This is a genomic window from Haliea alexandrii, assembly GCF_003719295.1.
Taxonomy (GTDB): Bacteria; Pseudomonadota; Gammaproteobacteria; order Pseudomonadales; family Halieaceae; genus Haliea; species Haliea alexandrii.
Map to the genome: position 1 here is coordinate 634803 of NZ_RFLW01000001.1, position 13596 is coordinate 648398.

The following is a 13596-nucleotide window of genomic DNA, read 5'->3' on the forward strand; positions in this document are numbered from 1 at the left end:
CTACTGGGCGTCCGCGGTGAGTACCTGAATCGGCTGTATGTTCGCCTTGCTGCCCGTCGGGTTCAATTGCCGCATATCGTTGGCCATGGCGCCCAGGGCCGCTTGGCGGTTGCCCGGCGCGGGATGGGTGCTGAGGAATTCAGGTGGCCGGTCGTCGCCGCCCACTGAGCCCATTTTTTCCCACAGGGTGACGGCGGCATCCGGGTCGTAACCGGCGCGCACGGCAATCTCCATGCCCAGCTGGTCAGCTTCCAGTTCTGCGGTGCGGCTGTTGGGCAGCTCCAGGGCCAGCTTGGCGGCAACTGCAGCACCGCCCATGGCGGCCGCAGGACGATCGGACATGGCCCCCACGGCGACCACACCCAAGGTGGTGGCCATGGCCCGGGACATACGTTCAGCGGTGTGGTTCGCCAGCGCGTGGGAAATCTCGTGGCCCATGATCTGGGCGAATTCGGCATCGGTCAGCTTCAGTTGCTCGAACAGGCCGGTATAGACCGCCATACGCCCGCCGGCCATGCACCATGCATTCACCGTGTCCGGGTCGTCGATAACTGCCACACTCCACTCCCAGTCAGCCGAGCGCGGATATTCCTGCATGGCCACGGTCACCAGTCTACCGGTAATGGTGGCAACGCGTTTGGCCAGCGCTTTGTCGCTGGACAACTTGTCCTGCTTGTCGAGGTCGGAAACGGTGCTCAGATAGGCGGTGCGCGACTCCACGATCGCCGCTTCCGGGGAAATCAGCATGAACTGGGCCCGGCCCGTGGGGCTGGTGGCACAGGCGCTGAGCAGGCAGGCCGCAGTGGCCAGAATAAACCATCGTTTCATGGGCGGGTCCCTCGCAATATGACGGCCAGTTTAGCCGATTTCCGCGAGGGTTTTGACCCGCCAGGGATTTGCCGGTTCCTCGGGGGGCGGCCTAGAAGGGCAGGCCGTCGTCGATCGCGTGGCCGGCTTCCTTGGGCGTGATCAGGCCCTGAGTGAGGTGCGTACCGTTCACTTCCCGGCGGATGTCGGCGGCCTGTTCCGGGGTGGCAAAGAACTGGGAATACCACTTGCGCCCGGTTTTGAAGGGCCCGTCGGTTTTCATCTGCATGATTTTCAGGGCTGGCCGTTTGTGTTTCCACACGTTGAAGTCAGCGGCAAAGGCTTCCAGCGCGTTGGCCTGGAACTGCTTGGCGGCTTCCTTGTCCAGTTCGCTGGCGGGGGATTCCGCGCCGCGGTACAGCACGGCGTGCCAGGCTTTGACCTTGCCATCTTCTACCGGCGTGTTGGCAATCAGCTCGAACATCACCGCGTCACCGAACACCTGCTTCGAGAGCAGCACACCGGGTCCTGTGTACCAGGTGGTGGTATACAGATAGGTGTTATAAAGCTGCATTGGGCCGCCCTGGCGTTGGATATACACCTGATCATTGAGCTCGTTTTCGAAATACTCACAGGGTGCGCCGTGGGTTGGGCCGAGGTGACGGCAGTCGGCCATATTATCGATGATTTCCTGGGGGTGAATTTCCAGCTCACCCAGATGGTCGAGCTCCCACTGCACCCACTGCGGGTCATCCCACTGCTTGAGCAGGGGCGCATCGTAATCCGGCGCACGCCCATCCGGGTCGTACCAGGCCATTACGCAGCCCATGTTGTCCACCACCGGGTAGGAGCGTATGGACGCGGATTTCGGGTAGGGGCCGTCGGAGTAGGGGATATCGTCGACATCGCCGTCGCAGCTGTAGCGCCAGCCGTGGTAGGGGCAGCGAATGGAGTCCCCTTCAATCTGCTCGCCGTTCTTGACGATCATGGCGCTGGTGCTGGCGGTCAAGTGAGTGCCCATGTGCGCGCAGTAGGCGTCCAGCATGACCGGTTTGCCGCTCTCGCCACGGTACAGGGCCAGGTCCTGGCCGAAGAAGCGCACGGCCATGGGGCCGGCGTCCAGTTCCTTGCTTTCCGCGACGATAAACCAGCCGCGGGGATAGATGTTGGGTCCGAGATTGTAGTCAGCCGCTGTGGCCATGGTATTGATCTCCGAGTAATGCACGATGCCCTGCAGTATAGCCCTCGTGGGCGCTGGGGCCACGGTGGGTCGCCTCGCCGGGGCCACGCGGCGTGGCTTGGCTCAACTATTTGGTGCGCTGGTTGCTGTGCTGGCCGCGCCCGGGCTGTGCGCCCGCTCAAAGCGGCGCCCGAGGTAAATACCGGTCAGGCCCCAGCAGGCCGCAACGCCGGCACCGATCAATGCGAGTGCCGCCATGCCCAGTCCAAAGCCCTGGGTGAGCGCGGTGAACGCCCAGGCATTCAGCATGTCTCCTCCCCGGTAGACCACAATATCAATCACAGGTTTCGCCTTGAAGCGCGTTTCCCGGTCAACTGCCGTGAACAGCATCTCGCGCGCCGGACGGGAAATGGCATAGTTGCCTGCCCGGCGTGCAATCTGCACGACCACAACCACCGCTGCCACAGGGGCGGCGGCGAGGAGCAGCATACCGGCGCAGATAAGCACCGGCACCGATGCCAGTGTGAAGGGCAGCCCCAGATGATTGGCCATGCGCCCCGTGGCGAAGGCGGCAACCAGTACCGTCAGCGTGTTTACCACCAGGTCCATACTGGCCCAGATCTGCGCCCGGCGCCCCTCGGAGTAGTCCGCCAGCAGATTTTTCAGCTCGAAATAGACGAAGGAGCTGATGCTGGTATACAGGAAAATGAACAGGGCGATGCCCCACAGGTAGCGGTTGCGACGAAAGGCGGAGAATCCGGCGAAGGGGTTGCCGCCGAGTGCCGCCAGCGCGCCCGCAGGTGTCTGTTCCGGGGAGCCTTGCAGGGCCCCGTTCTGTTGCCGCTGCAACACGGTTATCAGGGGCAGGGTGAGCACCAGCATGAGCGCCGCGATCAACAGCAGCGGCTCGGTGCCCCTGTCGCCTGCCAGCAGCGTGACCAGAGCGGGGCCCCCGATCGCGCCAACACTGGCCCCCGCGCCGATGAAGCCGAACAGGCGCTTCGACTGGGCCCTGGAAAAACAGTCCGCCATCAGGCTCCAGAATACGGAAATGTGAAACAGGCTGAAGACGCTGATCCAGACGTAGAAGGCCTTGTCTATCAGGGTGATACGGGTGCCACCGCTGGCGGCAAGGTAGAAGAGCACGAAGCTCAGGGCAAAGCCCCCGTACACGCCGGGCACCAGGTGCTGCAGCCGTATACGCGCGACAGCGGCTCCGTACAGCGATACCGCCGCCGTGCTGAAAAAGAAGGTGAAGGTCCACAGCCAGCTGACTTCCGCATCGCTCCAGTTGCTGGCCATGGCATCGCGCACCGGCCGCAGCAGGTAGTAGGCTGCCATCAGGGTGAGCACCAGCAGAAAGGACGTGAGCGTGGCGCTCACTTCCCGGGGTTCAACCTCACAGGCCAGCGACAGCAGGCGTTGTAGTGGCCGGCGCGGCGTTGGTTTCAAGCCGTTGCCTTGAGCGCGGCAAAGGCTCGCAGCATTTCCTCCCGCTGCGCGGCATTCGGCACAGGACCAACGCCGGCCTGCATGTTATCGCGCATGTGTTTGGGGCTTGACGTGGCCGGAATGACACAGGTGACTGCGGGATGGCCGAGAATGAACTTGAGGAAAAACTGGCCCCAACTGCTGCAGCCCAGTTCGGTGGCCACTGGCGGCAGCGCGGCACCGCGGCTGGCGGAAAACAGCGCACCGCGCTGGTAGGGACGGTTGATCATGGTGGCGATGCCGCGCTCCGCCGCTGTGGGCAGCAGTTCTTCCTCCGCCCGACGGTCGGCAATGTTGTAGCTGAACTGGACAAAGTCCAGCGGCTCTGCGCGCATCACGCGCAGGAATTCGGCGTGATCGCGCCCGTGAGACGTGGTGATACCGAGGTAACGCACCTTGCCCTCATCTTTCCAGCGCTTGAGCGTGTCGAGCTGGGTGCGCCAATCCGTCAGGTTGTGCACGGCAATAAGGTCGAAACGGTCCACGGCCATGCGCTGCGCCGATTGCTGCATCTGGGCGACACCCGCCTCGCGGCCCTCGGTCCAGACCTTGGTGGCCGCAAACACCGGCGGGCGTGCCGGCATGGCGCGCAGCAGGTCGCCAACCCGTTGCTCGGCCTTGCCGTACATGGGGGACGAATCAATGACCGTGCCGCCGCCGGCAAAGAAGGCTTCCAGCACCGTCATCAGTGGCTGCGCCGCTGCGTCGCCGGCCGCTACGTCAAACGTGCGCGATGTGCCCATGCCGATCACCGGGAGCGCTTCCCCCGAGCTTGGAATGTTGCGCACGATAGCCGCGGGTGTTGCGCCTGAGGCTGCGGCCTGCAGGGGTAGTGCGTGGGCCGCCGCGAGGCTGGCACTGAGGGACAGAAGCTGACGACGACTGAGCATGGCGGGCCTCTTTCGGCTGCAAATGACGCTTCAGTGTTTCAGGCCCGGTCCTGTCGGGTCAAGCAAGCCGTGCCTCTAGCGCCCGGCCAGCAGCCAGCGGCGCAGGCGGTTGGAATCGCCGAAGGGGGTCAATTTGCCGAAGGAGTTGAGTAGCACGATCGACACCGGTTCGCCTTCGATGGTGGCCTGCATCACCAGGCAGCGGCCGGCTTCATTGAGATAGCCGGTCTTGCTCAGGCCAATCTGCCAGTTCTGGTTCTTCAGCAGGCGATTGGTGTTGTTGTAGTTCAGCAGACCGCGCTGTGCGAAGGGTTGGACGGCCATGCCCTTGGTCGTGCTGGCCGTAGCGATAAGTGGGTACTTACCAGCAGCGCGCACCATGATGGCCAGGTCGCGTGCCGTGGACTGGTTTCCAGCATGCAGGCCGGCGGGGTCGGCAAAGCGGCTGTTGCGCATGCCCAGCTGTTCAGCCTTGCGGTTCATGGCCTGGACGAAGGCGGCGAGCCCACCTGGGTAGGTGCGGCCCAGGGCGCTGGCGGCGCGGTTTTCCGACGACATGAGCGCCAGCAGGAGCATCTCTTCGCGGCTCAGGGTTGCGCCGTAGTCCAGGCGCGAGCCGGTCTGGCGCACGACATCGCGGTCCTCCCGGGTCACGGTAATGGGTGCGTCCAGGGGCAGCCCGGCATCCAGCGTGACCATCGCGGTCATCAACTTGGTGATGGAGGCGATGGGCCGCACAGTGTCGGTGTCCTTGCCGTAGATGATTTCGCCTGATCCATCCAGAACCAGCGCCGAGGCTGAGCGCAGGTCCGGGTTACCGCTCAAGTGAGAAAACTTGCCGGCGCTGGCTGTCTGAGAGGTGAGCACACAGAGTGCAAGCAGCCCGATGGCCAGCGGCAGGTTTTTCATGGGCGTTTCCGTGTGGTCGCTTTGGCGCCATTCTGCACCAGAGCCTCGTCGGGAGAAAGAGGCCGCTGCGTAAAAGCCTTTTAACCCGGTTCGGATTCGGCGCCGGCGGTCACCCGCAGTAGCCCGCGAAAGATGCGCTGGGCCGAGGTTTCACCGCTGAGCACCTTGTAGACGTCGCTGGCGATCGGCATTTCCACACCGTACTGCTCCGCCAGTGCCATCACCGCCGGTGCACTTTTGGCGCCCTCTGCCACCATGAACATCTCGGCAGCGATGGTTTCCAGGGTCTTGCCCCGCCCCAGCTCCATGCCGACGTGGCGGTTGCGGCTTTGCGCGCTGGTGCAGGTAGCGATCATGTCGCCCATACCGGCGAGGCCCGAAAACGTTTCAGCCCGGCCGCCCATGGCGCAACCGAGGCGGGTGATTTCTGCCAGGCCGCGAGTGATGAGTGCGGCGCGGGTGTTGTCGCCGGCACCCAGGCCGTCGCCCATACCCACGGCGATGGCGATGATGTTCTTCAGCACGCCGCCCAGTTCGCAGCCCACCACATCCGTGTTGGTGTACACGCGGAACAGGCCGCTGGAGAACAGGCACTGCAGTTCACGCACGATGATCGCGTCTTCCATGGCGATGACACTCGCCGCCGCCTGGCCGGCCATGATCTCGCGCGCCAGGTTGGGGCCGGTGAGTACACCCACGGGATGGCCGGGCAGCACCTCGGCAATAATTTCTGTCATGCGCATGCGGGTATCGAGCTCCAGGCCCTTGGTCAGGCTGATGACCGGTACCCAGGGGCGAATGTGCTCGCGCACCTCCTGCAGCACGCTGCGGAAGTTCTGCGATGGAATGCCCATCACGATCACGTCTGCCCCCGCTACTGCCTCGCCGATATCCGCCGTGGCCTGCAGCTTTTCCGGCAGTCGGGCCCCGGGCAGATAGGTTTCGTTACTGTGCTGCTGGTTGATCTCACGCACCGTTTCCGGGTTGCGCGCCCAGAGTGTGGCGGGGGCGTTGCGGGCCACCAGGGCGGCGACTGTGGTGCCCCAGGAGCCGCCGCCGAGCAGGCCGACTTTCAGGTTGTTCATTGCAGGGATTCCTTGGTTCGGTCACGGCCCGTCAGGCCGAGGGCGCGGATGACCTCGAGGCGCCGTTTCAGTGCGCGCAGCTGCCTGGCCAATGCCTGTCGGCGCGACGCCAGCTCGGGGTCATCGCCGCCGGCCAGCTTGCGGTGCTCCAGCATCCGGTAGCCGTTGCGGAACAGCAGTTTGCCGATTGACGAGGCGCTGCTGATGCGGCGCTGCAAATAGAGCTGTTGGCCCAATGTCAGCGCCTCGGTAACGCACTGTTGGCTCTCCAGTGGCGCATCACCGGCGCGGGCTGCCAGGTCGGACACCACCGAATACGCCTCCACGTAAGTGAGCAGCGTGACATGCGCCACCACCGGGGTCATGCCCAGCAGCAGTTGGGTGAACCCCCCCGGCGTGGTGGCCGGCAGTGACTCCCAGTCCGGGTGATAGCGGGCCAGCTCCTCGCGGATCTCCTGGTGGAACTCGGCGCTGGGCGCATAGAAGAACTCGAACTTGAACAGATCCCGCAGCTCATCGACTTCTGTCCAGAATGTTGCCAACGCATCGACGTCCTTGCCTTCAGTAGATTTGACCAGGGCCAGTTCGATGATCGCCTTGTTGACGAAAAAGTGAATGACCGTGTTGCGGTAGTAGCTGGCGACCGGGTGCTGTTCCAGTGCAATGGCGTATACGTCTTCGGGCCCCTCGTCGTAGCGAGCGACAATGCCCTCGTTGATCATGATGCCGAGCAGGCCGTCCATCTGCTCGGCATAGCCGCGATCAAAGTCGGCGGAGATGCGCAGCGAGCGCGCCTCTGCCCAATCCAGCAGCGCGCGCAGGTCCTCAACTACCTCGGCCTCGGTCAGCGCTTTGGGCGCGGCGCCGAGCAGGCTCATGGTGACCAGTGAGGGGAAGGTGATGGGGGTGACACGGTTGGCTTCTACTGCCACTTCGAAAGCGATCTTGGACAGGGCCAGGCTGTCATCCGGGTCCGGTGCTGAGGGCAGCACAACCGGGCTGCCGATATCCATGTAGATCTTGCCCATGGGGCGTGCCAGGCTGCGCACGTAGCCGATGAACCAGCGCAGTGACTCCGCCCCCTTGCCGCGCCCGGTTTGCTCGGTGGCGTACTCCTCGACATCGCGAATGAGGTCGTAGCTGATCGAAATCGGGATGATGTGAATGTCCCGCGCGTCGGTGGCGTGGCAGGCCTCCAGGGCATACTTTAGCAGCCCGTAGCGTGGCGGCATGAGCTTGCCCAGCCGTGAACGTGTGCCCTCGAAAGACCAGTTCATCGGGAAGCGCTTTTCCATCAGGTAGCCGATGTAGTGGCGCAGTGTGAGCTTGTACAGGGCGTTGTCACCAAAACTGCGTTTGATAAAGATGCCGCCAGAGCGGCGTATCAGGAAACCCATGCCGGCAAAGGCGATATTGGCACCGCCGAACATGTGCGGCATGGGGAAGTCGTTGTCGTAGAGCACCTTGGGCACCACCATACCGTCGAGGTAGGTTTTGTGGGTCCAGAGCAGCATGGAGGGGTGGTCGCGCACGGTTTGACGCATGGCTTCCACCGCCTGCGGGTCACAGACGATTTCCCGCTCGTAACCCAGGCGCAGACAGAAGCTGCAGAAGCTCGCCCAGACATCCAGCCAGAACGTGCCGGGAATGGAGATCATTTCCTCCATGTAGACAGAGGCCTTCTTCAGCAGCGCTTCGCGTGTTGTGCCCTCCTGTTTGGCCAGTTGTTCCAGGGCTTCGTTGTAGCTGCGATTGGCCCGCAGGCTCTCGGCAACATAGCGCGGCACCTTGTAGCGCCCACCCTGCAAACGCCGCTCGGCAATATCCAGCACCACAGCGGCCTGTCGGGCGACGAACGTGCCGAATGCTGTGCTGTCGGCGTTGCTCTCCTGGGCGTATTTGTGGTGGTAGCGTTGTCGCAGGTTGCCCAGCGAATCGGGTTCGCCACACACCAGGTGCATGCGCTCGGGTTCCTGTTCGGCAATGCGCCGGGCACGCCGCGCGCTGGGGCGCCGCGGGTCACCTAGCACCAGGTCGCGCAGCTGTGGCCCGGCGTTGATGGCGGCCAGCGGTGGCGTCCAGGCAACCCGCAACGGGGCAATGGTTACCTCGTCAGGCAGCGACAGGTGCTGACGCAGTTCGCGTGTATCAATGCCGCGTCGGTCGTCCCCCAGGTCAAGGGTGAGCTGTTCGCAATCCCGGCCATCGCCCGCCAACGCATGCTGCGCTACCCAGCGCTGCAGCAGTTGCTCTTCAAAGCGATTGCGGGTGTCCAGCAGGAACAGCACGGGGGCCGCACCGGAAGGCCATGGACAATGGTCCAGTTTGCCCTCCAGGCTCACTGACTAGGCACCCCGCCGGCGCGGTTCTTGGGCTTTGCCTTGGGCCGCGCTTTGACGGTTCGACCGCGCGTGGCGGGGGTGTTGGCGCGTTGTTGTGTCGCGGGCGTCTTCTTGGCTGCCGGGCGTTGCGTCTTCGTGGGAGTCGGCGCCTTTGTCTTTGCCGTCGTCTCACCTTTTGCTTTTGCCTTGACCGGTGTCTTGCGTTTGCCCGGCGGCCTGCCACGGCGCGGGCTGGTGGTCTCTGCCACCGGTTCCAGCGGCTGCCCGAGCACCGTGAGCATACGATTGCGCACATCGCGGATGTGTGTGTTCAGGTCGCTCGCCTGCCACTTTCGAGTGTCGATGGGCTCCAGGACCTCCACGTCGACCGTGGCGGGGCGGAACACGAAATCGCCCTTGGGGGCGACATCCCCCGCATTGCGTATCACAATCGGAATGATCGGCACGCCAGCCTGCATGGCGAGGTGGAATGCACCTTTCTTGAAGGCGCCAAGGCGCGGCGAGACGCTGCGGGTGCCTTCGGGTGCCAGTACAACCGACTTACCCTCATCGCGCATGGCTTCAACCAGCGGTGTCATCGCATCGATCGCACTTGCCGCGTTGGCGCGGTCAATCATCACCACGCCGGCGAACTCCAGCACCCGGCCGATGACGGGCAGTTTGCGAATCTCCTGTTTACCTACCCCCGCCATGTCGCTGCGCAGCAGGCTGGCGATGACCACCACATCGGCCTTGCTCTGGTGGTTGAAGATGAATACCGCGGGGCGGTGTGACCACAGGTGTTGCTTGCCCTTGACGTTGAGGTCCAACCCGATCAGTGCGCTGGCGGTGTCGGCAAACAGCGACAGTGAAAAATTCAGTGACTGACGCCGGGAGCGGGTAAGAGCGTAGACGGGCAAGCCGGCCAGAAAGGTGGGCACAAGGCTCGCCGTTGCAGCGGCCGATCTCAGGTACAGCGACAGGGAAGGGCGGCCGCGGCTGGAGAATCTGGCCACGGGCCAGTGCCTGTCGCGAGCAATACCCAGCAGCCGACTGTTCGGATTCAGCACGCGGGGCAGGGCAACGCGTTCCAGCAACAGCAGATCGTCGTGGCTGTCGCTATAGAAGAAGCTCTGGTCCAGGTCGGCACCCTGTTCGCGCGCCAGTTGCTCGGCGGCGTCGACTTTACCCTGGCCGAAACAGGTGGGCCTGATCACGTCGCCGGTGAACAGGCCGTCCTTGACCTCTAGCTCCGTACACATGACGTGATCAATACCCAGGTCGCGCGCAGCGGGCGTTACCTGATAGGGCGTGGCCGAAGATATCACCGCCACGGTATGGCCTTTGGCGAGGTGGGCATTGATCAGCGCTCGCGACTCGGGGTAGATGCGTCGCGCCAGCTGGTCCTGATAGAGCGTTTCCCCGAGTTCCTCGTAGCTGGCTTCGGTGATGCCGCGCAGGAACTGCGTGGTCACGGTCATCATGGCGGAAAAGCCCAGGTTTCCGAGCCCGAAGCTGGTCATGGCCTGCGCCAGCTCCAGCAACTCCCGCACCTGCAAATCACCGCGGCGCAGCTGCTCACGAATGAAGGAGGTTGCCGAGTAGCCGGAGATAATTGTGCCGTCGAAATCGAATATGGCGGCAACCTGTGGACCGTCCGGCGCGGCCGCAATATCCTTGAGAAGTTGTTGAATACTTGCCATGCGTATCCCCGTCGCGCCAGTGCGTGGCTGCCTGGTGTTTTCCCAAGCATATCATCCCGTCGATGTCAGGGAAGTGCTCAGGCAACCGGCGTCAGGGTGCCGTCTGCGGCGACCTCCATCAGGGCGTTGCGCGGGTCATCGGTTTCCCAGTGGCCGCGCAATGACAGGAGTTTTCCGGCATCGTCAACGTGGTAGGTGAAAACGCCATGCACCTTCTGTTGCAGGGTTTTGCCCTCGCCGCCATCAATGGTGATCGTCAGGTTAACCAGGTTGGCCACCTCGTTGCCCGCGGCAAACGATTCGAGTATCTCGATACGGATATCAACCGGCGCGATGAAGTTATCCCAGAATGCTTCCCGCGCAGCTGGCCCCCGGTGGCCGTTCCCTGCCGGGTCAATGTGCGAGACACCGATCGGGTCTTCGATAATGGCGTCTTCCGCGTAGAGTGCGAGCCAGCCGGCCTTGTTCTTGCTGTGAACGTACTCTCTCGACAGCAGGGCGGCACGACGCGCCGGGTGTTCTTGATCAAACATGCCAGTGTCCTGTTATTTGAATGACTGGACGCTGCAGTGTATACGCATTCGGATTTCCGGCGCCAGAGGTGGCGTGGTGACAGCGCTGCAGGGGTCAGGTTGAAACAGGTTGAGGATTCCTTGCGGCAGCTTTATAATCCCGCTCCTCACGACAGGACCATAGCTCAGTTGGTTAGAGCGCTACCTTGACATGGTAGAGGTCGGCGGTTCGAATCCGCCTGGTCCTACCATCCTAGTCCTCCGGCACCATCCCATCGTTAATGATGAAGAGCCAGCCCCGATTGGCGCCCCGTTTTGGTGCGCCGCGCGCAATAAAGCAGCTTTTCATCCTGCCGCCTGAAGGCAGCGAGCCAGTATGGCCGCAGGTCGCCAGAAGTTTCCTTTAATAAACAATACCCTGCGTTGAGCGGGGAGCTTTGGCCTGTTTATTGCTTGGACTACCTACCTTTATCTGAGCCAGGAACAGACATGAGTGCCAATGCATCCCGCCTGCAGGCGATACAAAACATTTCCAACCGCAAACCCATAGCCGTTGAGAAGCCGGACCCTCTGGGAAACATCTGGGCCGAGGATGTCTTTAACCTGGCTCGCATGGAATGGGCGCTGTCAAAAACAGCTTTCAAGGCGATGAAGAAAACCGTGCAGACCGGCGGGCCACTGGACCCGGCTACGGCGGATGTGGTGGCCGCAGCCATGAAGGAGTGGGCGGTATCCAAGGGTGCCAAGTTCTTCTCACATATCTTCTACCCGATGACCAATATTACCGCTGAGAAGCACGACGGATTCATCATTACCAATCCGGATGGCGGCGCGATTACCGAATTCTCGGGTAGCCTGTTGATAAAGGGCGAGCCCGATGGTTCCTCGTTTCCCAACGGCAGCCTGCGCATGACGAATGCGGCACGCGGCTACACAGCCTGGGACCCCACCAGCCCCGCGTTCATCATGCATACCGACAACGGCGCTACCCTGATGATTCCCAGCGTTTTTATGTCCTGGACGGGGGAGGCACTGGACAAAAAGATACCGCTGTTACGCTCGAACGCGGCTATGGACCTCGCGGCGCAGAAAGTGCTTCGCCTCATGGGCGAAACGGAGATTGCCACGCTCAACTCCAGCTGCGGTGCCGAGCAGGAATACTTTCTGGTCGATACCCATTTCGCCAATAGCCGCCCCGACCTTCTGCTGGCGGGTCGTACGCTGTTTGGTGCCTCGCCAGCGAAAGGGCAGGAATTCGACGACCACTACTTCGGCGCCATTCCCGCGCGTGTGCAGGTTTTCATGCAGGATTATGAAGACCAGTTGTATAAACTGGGCATCCCTGCCAAAACCCATCATAACGAGGTGGCTCCGGGGCAGTTTGAAATTGCGCCGTACTTTGAGGCTGCCAATGTGGCCGCTGATCACCAGCAGTTGATGATGACGCTGATGAAGTCCACCGCGAAGAAACACGGATTCATGTGTCTGCTGCATGAAAAGCCCTTCGCTGGCATCAACGGCTCAGGCAAGCACGTCAACTGGTCGGTCGGCAATTCCACCCAGGGCAACCTGTTGGACCCCGGGAAAACGCCGCACGAGAACCTGCTATTCCTGTTGTTCTGTGGCGCTGTCATCCGCGGCGTGCACCTGTACGGCCCGCTGCTCAGGGCCGTTATCGCTTCCGCCTCCAATGACCACCGCCTGGGCGCAAACGAGGCACCACCGGCCATTTTGTCTGTCTACCTGGGCGACCAGTTGGAGAAGGTGTTCACTGACATCAAGGAAGGCAGAGTCAGTCAGAAAAGCGATGGCGGCGAAATGGACCTGGGATTGGCGCAAATCCTCAATTTTGAACGTGACCCGGGTGATCGGAACCGGACATCACCCTTCGCATTCACGGGCAACCGCTTTGAATTCCGGGCGGTGGGCTCTTCCCAGTCAGTGGCCGGCCCGCTGGTCGCCATGAATACCATGTTGGCTGACTCCCTGGGCTGGATTGCCGAGAAGCTTGAGGCAGAGCTGGGCAAGGGCAGCAACCAGGCTGAAGCGGTGGTTACCGTGCTCAAGGCGCTGATGAATGAACACGGCAATGTGGTTTTTGGTGGCGATGGCTACTCCGCCGAATGGCATGAAAAAGCGGTTACGGAGCGCGGGCTGAAGAACATACCGACCACTGCCGATGCGCTTCCTGCCCTGCGAGAAGAGTCGGTTGTTAAACTGTTCGAACGCACGGCTGTTCTTAGCCCGGTTGAACTGGAAAGCCGGTTCGAGGTGTATTCCGAGCAGTATGTGCTTTCTATCGAAGTCGAAGCAAAATTGGTCATCGACATGGCCAAGACCTTGATCTATCCCGCCGCTGTCAGCTACCTGTCAACGCTGGCAAGCACCGGTACAAACATGGCAAGCATCGGTGTGGAGCTCGATCAATCAACGGCCAAAACGGTGGCAGCACACGCCAATGCCATGATGGAAGCAGTAGGCAAGCTGAGCGCGGCCATGGAAAAGGAGGACTTTAGCTCAACAGAGGAGCATATGCAGTTTTGTGCGAAGGAGGTTCGCGGCCTGATGAATGAGGTTCGATCACATGCGGACGCTCTTGAGGCAGAGGTCGCCGACGAGTTGTGGCCGCTGCCGAAATACCAGGAGATGCTTTTCATCAAGTAAGTCATGGTGGGCGCTGCCGAGCTTTTGGCCGGCG

At 62.2% G+C, this 13596-nt stretch carries 10 protein-coding genes and 1 tRNA gene; 2 read left to right on the plus strand and 9 right to left on the minus strand.

Annotated features, from left to right (window positions below; all coding sequences use genetic code 11):
- The 9 genes from EGJ68_RS02980 to EGJ68_RS03020 form a co-directional block, all read right to left on the minus strand.
- Positions 1 to 828: a M48 family metallopeptidase gene (locus tag EGJ68_RS02980; protein ID WP_123033051.1), complete on the minus strand. Its 828-nt coding sequence runs from the start codon at positions 826 to 828 to the stop codon at positions 1 to 3.
- Positions 829 to 919: 91 nt separating this feature from the next.
- Positions 920 to 2008: a Rieske 2Fe-2S domain-containing protein gene (locus EGJ68_RS02985; protein WP_123033052.1), complete on the minus strand. Its 1089-nt coding sequence runs from the start codon at positions 2006 to 2008 to the stop codon at positions 920 to 922.
- A gap of 102 nt (positions 2009 to 2110) precedes the next feature.
- On the minus strand, positions 2111 to 3439 hold the full coding sequence (locus tag EGJ68_RS02990; protein ID WP_233248655.1) for an NTP/NDP exchange transporter: 1329 nt from the start codon (positions 3437 to 3439) through the stop codon (positions 2111 to 2113).
- Positions 3436 to 4368, minus strand: coding sequence for an aldo/keto reductase (locus EGJ68_RS02995; RefSeq protein ID WP_123033053.1), 933 nt, complete (start codon positions 4366 to 4368; stop codon positions 3436 to 3438). Before EGJ68_RS02995 ends, EGJ68_RS02990 begins: the two co-directional genes overlap by 4 nt.
- 75 nt (positions 4369 to 4443) lie before the next feature.
- A complete protein-coding gene (gene pbpG, locus EGJ68_RS03000) occupies positions 4444 to 5277 on the minus strand; it encodes a D-alanyl-D-alanine endopeptidase (RefSeq protein ID WP_123033054.1) in 834 nt (277 codons plus the stop codon).
- An 80-nt stretch (positions 5278 to 5357) separates the two neighbouring features.
- Complete coding sequence (locus tag EGJ68_RS03005; protein ID WP_123033055.1) at positions 5358 to 6362, minus strand: NAD(P)H-dependent glycerol-3-phosphate dehydrogenase; 1005 nt, start codon at positions 6360 to 6362, stop codon at positions 5358 to 5360.
- Positions 6359 to 8704 carry a glycerol-3-phosphate 1-O-acyltransferase gene (locus tag EGJ68_RS03010; protein ID WP_123033056.1) on the minus strand — a complete coding sequence of 782 codons (2346 nt, stop codon included), beginning with the start codon at positions 8702 to 8704 and terminating at the stop codon, positions 6359 to 6361. The genes EGJ68_RS03005 and EGJ68_RS03010 overlap by 4 nt, the downstream gene beginning before the upstream one ends.
- On the minus strand, positions 8701 to 10386 hold the full coding sequence (locus tag EGJ68_RS03015; RefSeq protein ID WP_123033057.1) for an HAD-IB family hydrolase: 1686 nt from the start codon (positions 10384 to 10386) through the stop codon (positions 8701 to 8703). The genes EGJ68_RS03010 and EGJ68_RS03015 overlap by 4 nt, the downstream gene beginning before the upstream one ends.
- Before the next feature lie 77 nt (positions 10387 to 10463).
- A complete protein-coding gene (locus EGJ68_RS03020; protein WP_123033058.1) occupies positions 10464 to 10919 on the minus strand; it encodes a nuclear transport factor 2 family protein in 456 nt (151 codons plus the stop codon).
- A gap of 153 nt (positions 10920 to 11072) precedes the next feature.
- Here EGJ68_RS03020 and EGJ68_RS03025 point away from each other — a divergent pair.
- Both EGJ68_RS03025 and EGJ68_RS03030 read left to right on the plus strand, forming a co-directional pair.
- A tRNA-Val gene (locus EGJ68_RS03025) sits at positions 11073 to 11149 on the plus strand.
- Between the two features lie 238 nt (positions 11150 to 11387).
- Positions 11388 to 13562, plus strand: coding sequence for a glutamine synthetase III family protein (locus EGJ68_RS03030; protein ID WP_123033059.1), 2175 nt, complete (start codon positions 11388 to 11390; stop codon positions 13560 to 13562).
- Positions 13563 to 13596 lie beyond the last annotated feature (34 nt).

What these genes read in the sequence shown, in the direction of transcription:
- EGJ68_RS02980 (WP_123033051.1), bottom strand. Translation starts at nt 828, where the DNA reads ATGAAACGATGGTTTATTCTGGCCACTGCGGCCTGCCTGCTCAGCGCC.
- EGJ68_RS02985 (WP_123033052.1), bottom strand. Translation starts at nt 2,008, where the DNA reads ATGGCCACAGCGGCTGACTACAATCTCGGACCCAACATCTATCCCCGC.
- EGJ68_RS02995 (WP_123033053.1), bottom strand. Translation starts at nt 4,368, where the DNA reads ATGCTCAGTCGTCGTCAGCTTCTGTCCCTCAGTGCCAGCCTCGCGGCG.
- pbpG (WP_123033054.1), bottom strand. Translation starts at nt 5,277, where the DNA reads ATGAAAAACCTGCCGCTGGCCATCGGGCTGCTTGCACTCTGTGTGCTC.
- EGJ68_RS03005 (WP_123033055.1), bottom strand. Translation starts at nt 6,362, where the DNA reads ATGAACAACCTGAAAGTCGGCCTGCTCGGCGGCGGCTCCTGGGGCACC.
- EGJ68_RS03015 (WP_123033057.1), bottom strand. Translation starts at nt 10,386, where the DNA reads ATGGCAAGTATTCAACAACTTCTCAAGGATATTGCGGCCGCGCCGGAC.
- EGJ68_RS03020 (WP_123033058.1), bottom strand. Translation starts at nt 10,919, where the DNA reads ATGTTTGATCAAGAACACCCGGCGCGTCGTGCCGCCCTGCTGTCGAGA.
- EGJ68_RS03030 (WP_123033059.1), top strand. Translation starts at nt 11,388, where the DNA reads ATGAGTGCCAATGCATCCCGCCTGCAGGCGATACAAAACATTTCCAAC.